This window comes from Leptospira ainazelensis (genome assembly GCF_016918785.1).
In the GTDB taxonomy this organism is placed as follows: domain Bacteria; phylum Spirochaetota; class Leptospiria; order Leptospirales; family Leptospiraceae; genus Leptospira; species Leptospira ainazelensis.
Map to the genome: position 1 here is coordinate 108,941 of NZ_JAFFPT010000065.1, position 15,870 is coordinate 124,810.

Annotated in this window: 11 protein-coding genes; 5 read left to right on the top strand and 6 right to left on the bottom strand. The window is 44.9% G+C overall.

What is annotated here, in order from left to right; all coding sequences use genetic code 11:
* Positions 1 to 118: 118 nt before the first annotated feature.
* The 4 genes from carA to JWG44_RS15605 all read left to right on the top strand — a co-directional run bounded on the left by carA (position 119) and on the right by JWG44_RS15605 (position 4,870).
* Positions 119 to 1,207, top strand: coding sequence for a glutamine-hydrolyzing carbamoyl-phosphate synthase small subunit (carA, locus tag JWG44_RS15590; protein ID WP_205275945.1), 1,089 nt, complete (start codon positions 119 to 121; stop codon positions 1,205 to 1,207).
* A gap of 5 nt (positions 1,208 to 1,212) precedes the next feature.
* Complete coding sequence (locus tag JWG44_RS15595) at positions 1,213 to 1,401, top strand: hypothetical protein (RefSeq protein ID WP_205275927.1); 189 nt, start codon at positions 1,213 to 1,215, stop codon at positions 1,399 to 1,401.
* 419 nt (positions 1,402 to 1,820) lie between these two features.
* Complete coding sequence (locus JWG44_RS15600) at positions 1,821 to 3,086, top strand: ankyrin repeat domain-containing protein (RefSeq protein WP_205275928.1); 1,266 nt, start codon at positions 1,821 to 1,823, stop codon at positions 3,084 to 3,086.
* A gap of 236 nt (positions 3,087 to 3,322) precedes the next feature.
* On the top strand, positions 3,323 to 4,870 hold the full coding sequence (locus tag JWG44_RS15605) for a tetratricopeptide repeat protein (RefSeq protein ID WP_205275929.1): 1,548 nt from the start codon (positions 3,323 to 3,325) through the stop codon (positions 4,868 to 4,870).
* 84 nt (positions 4,871 to 4,954) lie between these two features.
* On the opposite strand, the gene JWG44_RS15610 is transcribed toward JWG44_RS15605, so the two are convergent.
* The 6 genes from JWG44_RS15610 to JWG44_RS15635 all read right to left on the bottom strand — a co-directional run bounded on the left by JWG44_RS15610 (position 4,955) and on the right by JWG44_RS15635 (position 14,823).
* Positions 4,955 to 5,443 (bottom strand): GNAT family N-acetyltransferase, encoded by a 489-nt coding sequence (locus JWG44_RS15610; RefSeq protein ID WP_205275930.1) that lies wholly within the window; start codon positions 5,441 to 5,443, stop codon positions 4,955 to 4,957.
* Positions 5,444 to 5,876: 433 nt separating this feature from the next.
* Complete coding sequence (locus JWG44_RS15615; RefSeq protein WP_205275931.1) at positions 5,877 to 8,648, bottom strand: 2-oxoglutarate dehydrogenase E1 component; 2,772 nt, start codon at positions 8,646 to 8,648, stop codon at positions 5,877 to 5,879.
* A gap of 22 nt (positions 8,649 to 8,670) precedes the next feature.
* On the bottom strand, positions 8,671 to 10,074 hold the full coding sequence (gene lpdA / locus JWG44_RS15620) for a dihydrolipoyl dehydrogenase (protein WP_205275932.1): 1,404 nt from the start codon (positions 10,072 to 10,074) through the stop codon (positions 8,671 to 8,673).
* A gap of 13 nt (positions 10,075 to 10,087) precedes the next feature.
* A complete protein-coding gene (odhB, locus tag JWG44_RS15625; RefSeq protein WP_205275933.1) occupies positions 10,088 to 11,326 on the bottom strand; it encodes a 2-oxoglutarate dehydrogenase complex dihydrolipoyllysine-residue succinyltransferase in 1,239 nt (412 codons plus the stop codon).
* Between the two features lie 102 nt (positions 11,327 to 11,428).
* On the bottom strand, positions 11,429 to 13,867 hold the full coding sequence (locus JWG44_RS15630; protein WP_205275946.1) for a penicillin-binding protein 1A: 2,439 nt from the start codon (positions 13,865 to 13,867) through the stop codon (positions 11,429 to 11,431).
* Positions 13,867 to 14,823: an MBL fold metallo-hydrolase gene (locus JWG44_RS15635; RefSeq protein ID WP_205275934.1), complete on the bottom strand. Its 957-nt coding sequence runs from the start codon at positions 14,821 to 14,823 to the stop codon at positions 13,867 to 13,869. The genes JWG44_RS15630 and JWG44_RS15635 overlap by 1 nt, the downstream gene beginning before the upstream one ends.
* 106 nt (positions 14,824 to 14,929) lie before the next feature.
* Here JWG44_RS15635 and JWG44_RS15640 point away from each other — a divergent pair, with 106 nt between their 5' ends.
* Positions 14,930 to 15,748 carry a rhomboid family intramembrane serine protease gene (locus tag JWG44_RS15640; protein WP_205275935.1) on the top strand — a complete coding sequence of 273 codons (819 nt, stop codon included), beginning with the start codon at positions 14,930 to 14,932 and terminating at the stop codon, positions 15,746 to 15,748.
* Positions 15,749 to 15,870: the final 122 nt, after the last annotated feature.

Consider the following 15,870-nt stretch of genomic DNA (forward strand, 5'->3'; position numbering starts at 1 on the left):
AACTAAATTGGGGTTTCCCCCTTTTCCATTCGCGAAAATCGGACATATTTTTCAACCGATTTGCATTTGTGGGGGAAAAACCTTGACTATGCCCGAACCCCTATCGACGCTGTATGAGATGAAAGCGTTCTTAGTTCTCGATAATGGTACGGTCATCGAGGGAGAATCCTTCGGTTATGAAGCGGAATCCGTCGGAGAGGTTGTCTTCAACACATCCATGGCGGGCTACCAAGAGATCCTAACGGATCCTTCCTACTGCAATCAGATCATCACTCTCACCTATCCGATGATCGGAAACTACGGAATCCATCCGGACAATATGGAGTCCTCCAAGATCCAGGCAAGCGGATTGATCGTAAAAGAATACGTGGATCGACCTTCAAATTTTAAATCTCAAAAAACTCTCTCTCAATTTTTAAAAGAATTTAAGATTCCCGGAATCCAAGGAATCGATACTCGGAAATTAACTCGTTTTATAAGAACCAACGGATCTCCGAACGGAGGGATTTTTATCGCTCCGGAATACTCTCCTTCCTTTTTAGAAAAGGTAAAATCCTTTCCCGGGATCATCAACGCGGATCTGGCAAAGGTAGTAACAACACCCAGCAAATATATCTTTGGAACTCATACCGGAAAAAAATACAAACTCGCGGTTTATGACTACGGTGTAAAAACCAACATTCTTCGCCTACTCGACGCGACCGGATTTGCGGTTACGGTTTATCCGGCGCTTACAAAAGCGGAAGACATTATGAAGGAAGGAACTGACGCATTCTTTCTTTCCAACGGCCCCGGAGATCCCGCTCCTTTGGATTACGCGATTGAAGCGACGAAGAAGATCATGGAAAAGGGATATCCGCTTTTTGGAATTTGTTTAGGGCATCAGATCATCGGGCTCTCTCTCGGAAAAAAAACGGAGAAGATGAAGTTCGGACACAGGGGCGGAAACCAACCCGTTCAGAGTTTATCCACCGGAAAAGTGGAGATCACGTCGCAAAATCACGGTTTTGCGGTCATCGACGATCACAAGGTCGAAGAACCGATTTCGTTTATCAATCTGAACGACAACACCGTGGAAGGAATTTTAAAATCGGGATATCCTTTACTTACCGTTCAGTATCATCCGGAAAGCGCACCGGGACCGAACGATTCCAGATATCTCTTTCAGAAATTTTACGATCTCGTAGAAACTACAAAAAAAAGGTGAATGACATGGCAGAATTTCCGCAACTCCCCGATCGTGTATTAGGACTTCCCGTGGGAAAAGATTTTTCAGTAGAAGCGTTGGTAAAAGACGTATGGAATCCGGAAACGGACGACCTCTTCCCGCCAAAAAACTTTCTCGGACTTGGCTATGGCGTGAACTTTTACGCGATCGCAAGAAAAACCGGAATTCTCTAAGACCCGCCGCTCGTTCTAACGATCACAAAACGTAATTTTTAGAACGAGTTCCTTTACTTCCTTCCTCGATAAAAAAACTCAAGAAAATAAATTTTAGAAAATTAGAATATTCTAAAATTCTCCGTTATAAAAAAAATTTGGGGCGATCCGCTCGGGAATTTTATTTCAAAAAAGCGAGCGGCCGCGCTTTCCGCTTCAATTCCCGCCAAAAGGCACTTAGAATCGGACAATTTCCGACGTTCACTTCAGTTCCTCCGTAAGAACGGTCGGGAATTTCCGCTTCAATCGCTATCGCGGGGAATCTGCGAATCTGAGAGGAACAGCCGTTTTCTCGAGCAAGACATCGTTCTGCAAAAACAAACCAAATATCAAGTTATAACCTAAAAAGAAAAAAACAAAGAACGCAATATACTTCAAAAATGATGAAATCAAGAAACCACTTTCCCAAGGATATCCAAGCAATCGGATACGATGAAATCGAAAATTCTTTAGGACCTGAATTTTCCATCCTAACGAGCCGGTGTAAAAGAGAATACGGCCAATTTGCTAAATGTTTGGAAACTCAAAACCTAAATAAGGCCAAATCCATCTGGACTGATGTTTTTCTTACGCGAAAGGATGATTTTATCAAAATTTTACGATCCGGAAAAAAGCATACGGAAGCAAAAGAATTCGCCGCGAGTTCGTTTTTATTAGCGGCGTTAGTAAAAGATAAGGAAATCGCGGATCGGATGGAGTCGATTCTTGAAAATTACGATTGCGAAGACTCGGATATACCGTTTCAGAAAGCGAGATATTACGCGGTCACCGATCAAAAAGAGGAAATGTTGGAATCGATTCGAGATTGTTTGATCATGGGTTCTTCCAAAAGCCTTTTTTTGGAGGACGAATATTTTCAGGTTTATTTCGAAGATTCCGATTTCACTTCAATTCTCGACCGATATCACGAAATCGATACATTGATCCAAAACGCAATCGAGACCTTGGATTTTACAACTTTTGAAAACATACTTACCATCGTTCCTTCTTTTTTAACCCTCCAAATTTTAACTCCCAAAGGTTCCGCCGCCTATTTACCGGAGGCAGCGGCTTGGCATTTGTACACGAGAGAAGATTTGGAAACGATCGAGCTCATGCGCAAAATCATTCAAAAAACGCCGAACCCCGTCTTAGGGGAATGTCTTGTAAGATTGGCCTCCGAAAACGAATATATAGAACCGTTTCGTTTTTTGTTGGAATGTGGAGCCGATCCCAATACCAAAAACTGGGAAGGATATACCGCCTTAGGAAGAGCAAAGGGAAACGGTTGCGGAAAAACCGTGGCCTACTTAATGGAAAAGAAGGAGCATCCTTCTCTTCCGAAAAAACTCGTTACAGCGATCGAAGCGGGCATTCAAAAATTCTCTCTCGAACACGCAGACAAAACCGTAGCCGTTTTTGCCGTTGAAGACGGCGTCTTATCCTTTGCGATCGAAGGTGAAAATTTAGATCAATCCGGTTCTTGGAAATACCAAGGCTATTATGAAATTCCGGAGGAATCTTTCGATCGTGACGCTTATGAGAATGGTGATATAAGTCCGGATGTATTCAGAGAAATGTTAGAAGACCTGAATCGACGTGGAGTTTTTGAGACTCTGAACAGAAGCGGAAATTTTAAGTATCTGTTTTTAGAGCACGTATATTAAAAACTTGTATCAACCTCAAAATGTAGGAACCACAATAAGAATCTAACTGCAATCAGCCTATTAGAAAGTTCGTAAACCGCTAACGGAAAGTGATCGGTGGGATCTCCAGCGTTTTTATTACTATCTTTCAAAAAATCGTAAATGGATTTTCAAATCGGCCTTGGGAGAAATGCTAAATGTTTCCGACTCAATTGAAATTCCGAAACCGGCTCCGTTTAAAGGATTAAATCAAAACAATGAAAGAAAATCATAATATACTGAATCTCCCTCGGGATCTCGTAGAAGATTTATCATTTGGAAGAAGGATTGAAACCGATTCCCAAGGTTGGTTTGATCTCGCGTCCGTCGAGGGAATTCATCTTAGCTCGGTAAAGATCGGCCCCTTTCAAAAAGAAGAAGATGGTCAATATTACACGAACTCTGCTGGACTGATCAAAAATTCCGAGGCCTATGGCGAAGATCCCGAGATACTCGTTTGGCTTCCCCGTTTGCAAATCTACGGAACCTGGGACTCCAGTCATGATGAACTTCATATTTTTCCAAACCAAACCTGGACGAGTATGAAATCGGATTTAGTTCCCTTTATCGAAGCGCAATGGGGAAGTTATGAAGGGAAAAATAAAATTGAATCTTTAACGATGGAGGATCCGAACGAATATTCTGGGGCCTTCGATTTTATTCCTTACAACCTGGACGAAAAGGCGGAAAAAATTTCCGACGAAGAACTTTCAGAATTTCTCAATCAACAAGAAACCGCAATCCTTCGTCACCCGAATGCTTCCACTCTGGACGATGCCTATTTCGCATTAGCAAACGTATATTTTCGAATGGGTAAAATAGATCCGGGTCGGGAAGAGTTCTGGAAAGAAAAATGTCTACGGATTCTAAATTATTATCCCGAAGACGCGTTTTATCACGAAAGGAAGGGCGCGGAAATTTGTGCGTGGGTTTCAGCGGATTTCGGATTTAAAACATTTAAGAATCTCCTAGAAAAAGACCGAAAATTACCCGAATATGCAGGCGGTGCAGATTTGATTTCCGCAATTCTACTCTATCATCCGGACCGTTGGGAAGGTATTTTAGAAATTTCTAAAATTCAAAAATATACGATCGGGGCACTACGCTCCATCGAAACCGCAAAGAATTGGGCTCTTACCGTGACCGACGATCCGCTCGCCTCAAAACTCAAAAAGAATCGAAATGCGATGGAAACGATATCTAAACTGATTGTGATAATTCACGAATTTGTCCTTTCGTCACCCGATGGAATTTTCTCCGGACAAGATATCCATAAGATACGACATCAAAAGATCATCGATCGCCTCGCTCAGGGTTGGGAACACATAAAGAAAAAGGAATATTCGAAAGTCGAAGAACTGCTCGTTTCGATATTCTCGGATTATCCGGAAGACGCAGAAGCCCTTTTTTTGGATGCCAGACTCATTTGGTTAAAATATGGATCTCCGGAAGAGGGAATAAAACGCGCGGAAAAAAATCTACTCAAGGCCGCCCCAGGCGATCACACAGGCAGAAGCAGACTTCACAACCTGATCGGATGCGCGTTAGACGAAATAAAAAGACCGGAAGAAGCGATCCAATCCTTTCAAAAAGCGGAAAAGTTATCACCGCAGGAGTCCGTTTATCCTGCAAACCTCGCGAAAATTTTTTGGAAATTAGGAGACAAAAGATCCGCCAAGCGATATGCCCAAAAGGCAAAAAGTCTGGGAAACAGATCTGAAATCGTCGAAACGATTTTTCGGGAAACGGTAAAAAGAAAACCATAAAAAACGAAAAAATACAAACTTGGTCCAAACGATTTGAAACAATAAAAGAATCGAATCTCTTATTGTGCGTAGGGTTTCCATCAATCACAAGGACGAAAAACGGATCTCATTTTTTTCTTGCGAATTGGAAAGTTTCATTTTTAGAATCGGATAGTTTTTTCCTTCCCCGTCCAATTCTGTCCGATCATAGGTTCTAAATCCGAACTTTGAATAAAATCGAACCGCGTTCAAATTCTGTTCGTTCACTTCTACTTCAGTGACTGCCAATTCTTCTATCGCAAATTCGATGAGAGATTTTCCGATTCCCTTACCGATATATTTCGGTTCTAAAAAGAGCATCTCGATCTTGTTTTCGGAAACTCCGATAAAGCCGCTCAAACTTTGATCTTCTTGAAAACAGCAATGGACTCGGAACGAAGAAAAATCGATATTTTTGACCAATGATTTGAAATATTCTATATCTTCCAGGGAAACAAAATCGTGAGTTGCGCGAACCGAACGTTCCCAGAGCAAGATCATCGGCTCTCGAAATTTCTCCTCGTAAGGTTTTATTTTTATTTCTAACTGGTTCATCTTTACCGGATCCGTTTCGTTTTTCTTGGAAGGATCCAATGAAGTGAATCTCCATGATAAGATTCGTAATATTTAAAAAGAAGTTACGGAAAAAGAATAAAACTCATATTTGTTTTAAAATTCATTCCGTCGAGGTTATGAGTCGAATTTTCCGATAGAGAGCAGTAAGAGTTCCTACTTTTTGTTGGAAAGAATTAGGATTTTGCAGGTACAAAGTCTCGAAGGTAGGAACTCTTACAAAAGATCCGATGAAAAAAGCGTGCCTATCCAAATCCATTTTCAACCAGTGAACAAGAATTACAGACCCTACGAAAGCGCGCCTTTTCCGGAACTACGACAAAACTACGTTTACCGTTAAAACAAAAAAGCCCAAGATTTTTCTCTCGGGCTTTTTCAAAGAATCGCAAAATTCTTCTTTTGATTCTATTCTTTCTTACGCCTGAAACGCATCCAAAACGAGCTGGTCTTGTTCTTGCAAATGCAGTTTCATATGTCCGGCCGCAGGGCTCGGAGATTCATGTCTTCCCGCATAACTCAGACGAATGCCGGAAGGAAGCAAGTCTTCGATTCTATCTCTTACAAAAAACCAAGCTCCTTGGTTTTTAGGCTCTTCCTGACACCAAACGAATTGTTTTGCGTTTTTAAACGTTTTCACGACTGCGTTTTCGATTTCTTTTCCGGCAAACGGATAGATCTGTTCCACTCGGACCAAAGCCACGTTTTTGATCTTATTCTCGTCACGGTATTTCATTAAATCATAATATACTTTACCGGCGGAAAAAATCACCTTCTCGATCTTGTCGGCTTTCGATCCGCTATCATCGACGAGAATTTCCTTAAACGCACCTTGAAGAATATCCTCCACCGGAGAAAGAGAAGCCGGAAATCGAAGCAAACTTTTCGGAGTTACGATCACGAGAGGTTTGCGGTAATTCCGGAGCATCTGTCTTCGGAGCAAATGAAAGTATTGAGCCGCAGTAGTGAGGTTACAAACCTGCATGTTGTTCAACGCGCAGAGTTGTAAAAATCTCTCCAATCTCGCCGAAGAATGTTCCGGCCCTTGTCCTTCGTAACCGTGAGGTAATAACATCGTAAGTCCGGAAAGTCTCTGCCATTTTACTTCCGAGCTGGAAATAAACTGATCGAAAATCACCTGCGCGCTGTTAGCAAAATCTCCGAACTGAGCTTCCCACATCACAAGGGCGTTCGGATCCGCGAGAGAGTAGCCGTATTCAAAACCCAAAACCGAAAATTCGGAAAGTGAGGAATTGATGATCTCCGCCTTTGCTTGTTTTCCGGAAATATGATTCAAAGGAATGTATTTCTCGTTTGTGTTTGTGTCGACAAGCACCGCGTGACGGTGTGAAAACGTTCCTCTCTGAGAATCCTGTCCGGAAAGACGGATTCTAAAACCGCTCTCTAAGATGGAACCGAAAGAAAGAGCTTCCGCAAAACCCCAGTCGACCGGAATTTTTCCTTCCGCCATTTCCTTTCTACTCTGAAGAAGTTTTACAAGTTTAGAATTCGGAGTAAAACCCTGAGGCACGGAAGTTAAAGCCTGAACGATCCCGTGCATCTGTTCTTTTAGAAGTTTTGTCGCAGGTTCGGAATCCAAGGAAACCTTGGAGAACTTGGACCAAACCCCTTGCATGGTATCGACCCTGATCTTTACGTCCTGTTCTTTCGCTCTCTGAAAAGAATCTTCCAGCCCGTGCATAGAACCGTTTTTGATAAAGTCCAGATCTTCCTGAGCGATCTCTCCCTCTTCTACGAGTTTCTTTTCGTAGAGAGTTACGGTCGGAGGATGATTCTTAATGATGGAATACATCTTCGGTTGTGTGAACGCGGGTTCGTCGGTTTCGTTGTGACCGAGTCTTCTGTAACATACAAGATCGATGATAAAATCTTTTTTGAACTTCTGACGGTATTCCATCCCGAGTTTTACAACTCTGTAGACGGCTTCCGGATCGTCCCCGTTTACGTGAATGATCGGAATCTGAAATCCTTTTGCGAGATCGGTTGCATACAACGTGGATCTGGATTCGTCCGGTAAGGTAGTAAAACCGATCTGGTTGTTTACGACTACGTGAAAACTTCCTCCGGTCGTATAACCTTCCAAGTTCATCAGGTTGAGGGTTTCCGCGACGACTCCCTGCCCCGCGAATGCCGCATCTCCGTGAATCAGAATCGGCATATATTTCGCACGATCCGCGTCCCCGATCAAACCCTGACGAGCCCGAACGGAACCCGTCACAACGGGATTCACACATTCCAAATGACTTGGGTTGAATGCGAGAGAAAGTTTTACTTCTTTCCCCGCCGTTGTCATTCTACTGTTGGAATATCCTAAGTGATACTTTACGTCCGCATAACTCAGGTTATCTTTATCGGTCTTCTCTTCGAATTCCGCAAAGATAAGAGACGCCGGTTTTTCGATGATGTTCACAAGAACGTTGAGTCTTCCTCTGTGTGCCATTCCGATCACGAGTCCGTCCATGTGATGATGTCCGGCTTCTTCCACGATCGTATCCAGAAGCGGAATGAAGGATTCTCCTCCTTCGAGAGAGAATCTTTTTTTACCCACGTATTTTTTTGCGAGGAAGGTTTCGAAATAATCCGCTTGGAATAATTTTTCAAAAAGTCTGAGTTTGATACTTTTCGGCAACGGGGCTAAGAATGACGGAGATTCCATCTTCTTTTGAAGCCATTCCCTTTCCACGTCGTCTACGAGATAGAAGTGTTCGGCTCCGATCGTGTTGCAATAAACCTTCTCGTAGAGATCCACGATTTCGGCGAGTTTCACTCTTCCCAACGTATCGCTGTCCACGACGGTTTCTAAATCCGCAGGAGAAATGCTGTGTAGTTTGGAATCTATAAACGTACGATTCGGTTTTTGAATTCCCAGAGGATCGAGTTGCGCCGCCAAGTGCCCCTGTCTTCTGTAGGCGTTGAGAAGGTTGATGATCCCCATCTCCCGGATCGAACCGGCTTGAGCGTCCGTAAAAGAAGTGGCGACTGCGGATTTTCCATTTCCATTGCCGTTCGTATAACCGTTTCCATTGGAGAATCCGGTGGTGTCCACTTCTTGAAAGAAGAGTTTCCATTCTTTATCCACCGATTCGGGATTGATCTTATATTGATCGTAAAGTTCTTCTAGGAGAGCGCCGTTCTCTCCGTAAAGCGCCATGAGTTTTTCTATTTTCATTCTTGAAACCTGCCTAATCGATTCACGCGTGAATCGCCCACTTATCCACCGCCATCGCCGCTTCTTTGATCACTTCCGCTAAGGTCGGATGCGCGTGAAAACTTCTTGCGACGTCTTCCGCAGACGCGCCGAATTCTACCGCAACCGCCAACTCCGCGATCATATCGGAAGCTCTCGGTCCAAATACAAAGGCTCCGAGGATCTTATCTGTTTTTTTATCCGCTAGTATTTTAACTTGTCCTTCCGCTTCGTTCATCGCTTTCGCGCGGGCGTTTGGACGGAATAAGGATTTTCCGGTTTTGTATTCGATTCCTGCTGCTTTGAGTTCTTCTTCGCCCTTTCCGACCCAGGCCATTTCCGGCCAGGTATATATGACGTAAGGAACCGCATCATAATTGACGTGTCCGGATTGTCCCGCGATGAGCTCCGCCAGTGCAACACCTTCTTCTTCCGCCTTGTGAGCGAGCATCGGTCCGTCGACCGCGTCTCCGATCGCGTAGATTCCGGGAACTGATGTTTTATAATGTCCGTCGATTTGAATCCGTTTGCGCGGAGTCAGTGCAACTCCCGCGTCTTCCAATCCCACTCCTTCGATAAAAGGACGACGACCGACTGCGACGAGAACTACGTCCGCTTCGAGTTCCTTGGATTCTCCTTTAGAATCTTCGATCGTGACTTTTGCTCCGGTTTTTGAAACCGTCGCACCTTTCACCTTGTGTTCGAATAAGAATTCCATTCCTTGTGAGGTCAGAGAACGTTCGAGAAGCGATCCCATCTGACGATCCACGTTGGAAATAAGTCCGGGAAGAAATTCTACCACCGTGACCGCGGTTCCGAGTCGGGACCAAACGGATCCGAGTTCGAGTCCGATCACTCCGGCTCCGATGATGATCATTTTTTTAGGAAGTTTACGAATGTCGATCGCGTGATCGGATGTGATGATCGTCTTTCCATCCACTGTCAATCCGGGAATGTCGATCGGAACCGATCCGGTGGCGACTACTACGTGTTTGGCGGTGAGGACTTCTTTGGTTCCGTCGTTCAACGCAACTTCCACTTTGCTCGCGGAAAGAACCTTTCCAAAACCCTCGTAACGTTTGATCTTGTTTTTATTCATGAGAAAGTCCACGCCGTCCGTGACTTCTTTCACGATCTGATCCTTACGATTCATGAGTTTATTTAGATCGAGATCGACTTTTCCGACCGTGATTCCGTGAACATCCAACTTGTGTAGAGTTTTATGATATTCTTCCGAAGAATCCAGAAGCGCCTTGGAAGGAATACAACCCACGTTGAGACAGGTGCCTCCGAGGGTTTTTCTTTTTTCAATGATTGCGGTTTTTAAACCGAGCTGAGCGGAACGGATGGCACAAACGTAGCCCCCCGGTCCCGAACCGATCACGACTACGTCAAATTCTGCTGACATGATTCCTCTTTCATTAAAGTTCTAGTAAAAGCCGGGTCGGGTCTTCGATCGCTTCTTTTACCTTCACGAGAAACGTAACCGCTTCCTTTCCGTCCACGATTCTGTGATCGTAGGAAAGCGCGAGATACATCATCGGACGGATTACGATCTGATCGTTTACCACCACCGCACGTTTTACTATATTATGAAGTCCTAAAATTCCACTCTGTGGAGGATTTAAAATAGGAGTGGACATCATGGATCCGTAAACTCCCCCGTTTGAGATCGTAAAGGTTCCACCTTCCATTTCGGAAAGTTCGATCTTTCCGTCCTTGACCCTGTTCGCGAGTCTTCCGATTTCCTGTTCCACTCCGGCAAAACTCAAAAGATCGGCGTCTCTTACGATCGGAACGACGAGGCCTTTCGGGCCTCCGACGGCGACTCCGATATCAAAGTAATTCTTATATACGATATCGGTTCCTCGAATTTCAGCGTTGATCGCGGGAATCGTTTTGAGCGCGTGGATTGCGGCCTTTGTAAAAAAGCTCATAAACCCAAGACCCACGTTATGCGCTTCTTTAAACTTATCCTTATAACGGTTTCTGACTTCCATCACCGCGCTCATATCGACTTCATTAAAAGTGGTGAGAATGGCAGCGTTGTGTTGTGCGGAAACGAGTCTTTCCGCGATCACTTTGCGAAGACGAGACATCGGAACCGTGTTTTCTCTCGGAAGATCTCCTCGGCTGGCCACCGGAACCGCTTTTGGAATTTCCGAAGTCGGAGCTACTTTCGCCGCGACTGCAGTCGGTGCGGAAGTTTTTGTTTCGATCGCTTTTAAGACGTCTTCTTTTGTGATCTGTCCATTCTTACCCGAACCGGAAATTGCGGATGCATTGAGTCCATTGTCGTCGATCAATTTACGAACCGCAGGTGGAAGAGTTTCGTTTAGATTGCCGTTGTTGGAGACCGGGGTCGAGGTGGTTGCGGAAGAAGAAGCTGGGGAAGAAGAAGGGGCTGGAGCGGAGGCGACGGCTACTGCATCGATGAGACCGATGATCTCTTTTACCTTTACGGTGTCTCCCGCCTTCTTATGAATTTTTTGAAGAACACCCGAAGACGGGGCGGGAACTTCCATGGTCGCCTTATCGGTTTCCAGTTCCAGCAGGATCTCGTCCTGTTTTACTTGTTCTCCTTCTTTCTTTACCCAATTTGCAATGGTTGCTTCCGTGATCGATTCCCCCATTTCGGGGACCTTGATTTCTACAGACATGTATGATTCCTTTTGGGAGGCTTAGGATGCTCTATAAGGCCGGCCTCGGTTTCAATCCTTATAAACGAAAAAATTCTGTAAACGAAATTCTCCAAAACGGAATTATTCCGTCCTTGGTTTGAATTTTCGATCTGTTTTGCCTAATTCTTCATCACTGATCTGATATTCTTTTTGTAAGAATTCTCTAAAATCCATAGACTTGTGATGATCCCTTTCTCCGTCACACTGACGATTTCCCATGACGGACTTTGTAACACCGGCGACGGTGATCGGTTTTAAGCTCAGGTTCTGAGTTACGGGACATACTCCGGGTTTTGGAGACAAACCGTTGTAAGCGCAGGTTCCTCCTCCTTGCACTTCTTCCGGCATAATGTCTTCGCCAAAGGTCGGATAGTTTTCTCCGCCGTAAAAACGATTGTACATCTTTCCCCAGATCGGAACCGCGAGCACCGAAGCCGCCTGACCTCTTCCCAATGATATCGAACTCTTATCAAAACCCAACCAAATGACGGTTGTGTAATTCGGATCGAATCCGCAATACCAAGCGTTGGTAAACGAAGAAGTGGATCCGGTTTTTCCCGCGGCGATTCCTCGGTAGTTTCCTTTGTCCGGATCTCGGAGCCCCATCGCGGCGGTTCCGGCCATTGCAACGTTTATGAGCATTTTCTTAAGAATGTAGGCCGTTCCTTCGGAGATAACTTGGATACTTCCATCCTTTGCTTGTCTCTGAAGTTCTTCTTGAACTTTCGTCTCCTCGTTGTAGACGACGTTTCCGCTCTGATCGATCACATAACGAACGGAGAATGGGATTACCCTTCTTCCGTCGTTTGCGATCGTCGCATAACCGAGAGCCATCTCTAAAGGAGTGAGTTCCGCGATCCCAAGCGCCAGCGCGGGACTGGAAGGAAAACGGGAAGGATTGACTCCCGTAAGTCTTGCCGCGAAATCGATCACCGCGTCCGGTCCGGTACGAAGAAAAACCTGAACCGAAACAATATTCAAAGATAAGGATAAAGCTCTGGAAAGAGGAACCATCCCGAGAAAGTCTCCGTCGAAATCCTGAGGCGACCAACCTTCTCCCTCTTCGGTAAGAGTTGTCAGAGGAGCGTCCATGATTCCGGTTCCACTTCCGACCACACGTTCTTGAATCGCGGCGCCGTAGACAAACGGTTTAAAGGCCGATCCGGTCTGGCGTCTCGCCATCGTAGCGCGGTTGAACTGATTCTTCGGAGTGAATTCGTATCCGCCGACCATGGTTTGAATATAACCCGTGGAAGGTTCGATCGTAATCGCCGCGCCTTCTACGTGAAGATTTTTCCCGAAGACCGCGGTTTGTTTTTGAAATTCGGCGACCGCAGCGGATTCGTTTTCACCCGGAGTAAGAATGGTAAGAATATCGGCCGCATCGATGAGTTCTCTTTCCAGTGCGACTCTGTAATTCGCCTTCTCGTCCAACTTGCTGACAAAGGGCATTCCCACTGGGAAAATGGATCCCATCAAATAATAGAGTCCGACCAGACCGCGATCCGCTCCTCCGGAATAGTTTACGGTGATTCCGGATACGAGATCGTCGTGTTTTTTGATCGCCTTGGACAATTCCTCTTGAGCGATCTCTTGTTTGCGCGCGTCGAGCGTCGTATAAACTTTCAAACCGCCGGTATAAACCTTGTCTTCGCCCAATTCTTTTTCGAGCTTTTGACGAACGTATTCCGTAAAGTGAGGAGCCTTGTTCAGACGATTTCCCCAAGTCGATTGAGAAGGAGATTTTGTGATGACGACGGGCCAGTATTTGTTCCAGAAATCGTCGTGAATACTCTGGACCTTATCTTCGGGAATATATCCTTGCGACGCCATCAGCTTGAGAACTCCGATATGAGCGTTTTTCGAAATCGCCGGATTCTTAAATGGAGAATATTTTACGGGAGCTTTCGGAAGTCTTGCGAGCATCGCCGCTTCGGCTATGTCCAAGTCGCTCACGTCTTTTTGAAAGTAGACGTCGGCCGCGGAAGCGATCCCCGTGGTTCCGTGACCCAAATAAATTAGATTAAAATAAATTTCTAATATTTCTTCTTTTGAATATTCTTGTTCGATTTGGAGGGTAAAAAGAGCTTCGATGAACTTTCTCGCAAAGGAACGTTTTCTGTTTTGAAGTACGGTCTTTGCCAACTGTTGTGTAAGAGTGGAACCGCCCTGTTTGATTCTTCCCGCAAAAACGTTTACGATCCCCGCTCTGAGAATCGCCACAAAGTCGATCCCGAAGTGATTGAAGAAGTTGTTATCTTCTACGGAAAGAAACGCCTGAACTACGTGAGGAGGAATATCCTGATACTTGAGAAGTTGTTGTTTGTGTTTGTAGAGTTCGGCGAAAACGACTCCGTTGATATCGTAGAGTCTGGTCGGAGTCGTGGGTTGATACGAGGCGAGCATCGCGAGTTCTCCCCCTTCGTCCACTTCGGAAAGAATATAACCGAAAAAGAGACCTCCTAAGAGGGCGATGACGAGCAGGGCTCGTGAAGTTCTATGAAGTCCGATACTTTTAATCATGATAGTTTATATTCGTTCCCTTCTACGGCGAGTTCGATCTTGAGTGTATGATTTCCGAGCGCCACCGCGTGCGCTTGTGCTTCCTGGAGAATGATATCCAATACGTCGTCCGCATACGCGGGCTCGTGGTGTGTAAGAACCAGAGTTTTCACGTTCCAAGCCACTGCACAGTTTACTGCCATCGTGTAGGATGTATGTCCCCAGTCAAATTTTTGGAAGGATTCATCCAAGGTATATTGAGAATCCAGGACGAGAAGATCCGCGTCTTGAAAAAAAGGTCTCATTTCCGAAACGGAGGCAAAATCCTCTCCGGTAAATTCCGCGTCCGTGGCAAAAATAAAGACCTTTCCCTTCTCTTCCAAACGGTAGGCAAAAGACCCGCCCGGATGTTTGAGAGGATAAATTCTCACCTTACATTCTCCCTCTAAATCCAAAGTTTCGCCAGGACTCAGACAGGTAAAGAGTTTCGTGGAAGCGAGTGCGGAAAATGGTATAGGGAAGAATTCCGGAGACTGCTGTTTTTCAAAACGTTCCGAAAGATCGGAAAAAGGGGAATAAAAATGAAGTTCATTCCCCGGAATGTACAAGGGTTTGAAAAAGGGAAGTCCTTGGATATGATCCCAGTGTGTGTGAGTAAAAAAGAATGTGATCTTTCCCTCGCCTTTCCCGAATTTTTCCAACATGAGCTCGTCTCCGAGAACGCGACCCCCCGTTCCACAATCGATCCCGATTCTTCTCCCCGAAGAAAGGACTACGGAAACGCAGGTAGTATTTCCGCCTACTACGTGAGTAAGATACGGAGGAAGAGTGGAAATAAATTTCTTGATATCCGATAAGACGTCGGGGTTTCCATCCCGGACAATTTCCAGGACTTGAACGAGCTTTTGTATGTATTCCGTAGTACGGAGAGGGGCGGAAATCGAACCTCGAGTTCCGTAAAGCTGGATGATCACCTTGAACCCAGGATTTCGATCTCGTACATTCTGTCAAAGAGAAGAGAGGAAAGAAAACTCGTTTTACGGTTGTCTCCCGAATTCTAAGGAGAAATCATGTTCCCCTATGACTGGAATCTACAATCGGATCGGACCGGAGCTGACTCCCGTAGTTCGAATTCTTTTGATCTTAAACGGGAGCATTTTTGCGATCCAACTCCTCCTTTCTTGGACGGTCGGAGATTATCTCACTCTCTATTTCGGATTAACGCCGGATCTGATCACCCATCGATATTTTGTCTGGCAATTCATTACTTACGCATTCTTACATTCGGTTCAGAATTTTTTTCATATTCTGTTTAACATGTTTTCTCTCTGGATGTTCGGCTCCATTTTGGAAAGCCACTGGGGTGGAAAAAACTTTCTTAAATTTTATCTTTTTTCCTGTTTTATGGGAGGATTTTTTCCTTGGACCTTGCATCTCTTGGGTTGGAACCAAGGAACGATCATCGGCGCTTCGGGAGGGATCTACGGTCTTCTGGTCGCGTTTGCCTTGATCTGGCCGAATCAAGAATTGTTGTTTATGGGTTTTTTTCCGTTGAAGGCGAAGTTTATGGTAATCATTTTGATGTTGATCATCGCCTTTTCCGGTCCCGGAGGAAACATCGCACACATGGCTCACGCGGGCGGCGCGATCGGCGGAGCCCTTTATTTCTTTTATTATAATAAACTTAAGTCTAAAATTCCGATTTCGTTTTCTTTGAGCCGTTATCTTCAAAAAAGAAAGATGAAAAAATGGCAAGAAGAGATGAATCGTAAGATTCACGTTCGAGAGGAAGTCGATCTTCTTTTGGATAAAATTTCCAAGACCGGGATGGACTCGCTTTCGAGAAAGGAAAAGAAATTCTTAAAGGACGCTTCGAGTCAGTATTATTCGGAAGAATGATCGTTTCGTGATACGGAGCGCTACGACTCAGAGTTCTTTTTTTTGAAGAATTCTTCGAAGTGAAAGTTTGTCTGAGCAAGTGTGTGAGTCGTTTTGTGATCCGGACAAAAGTAGGAACTCCT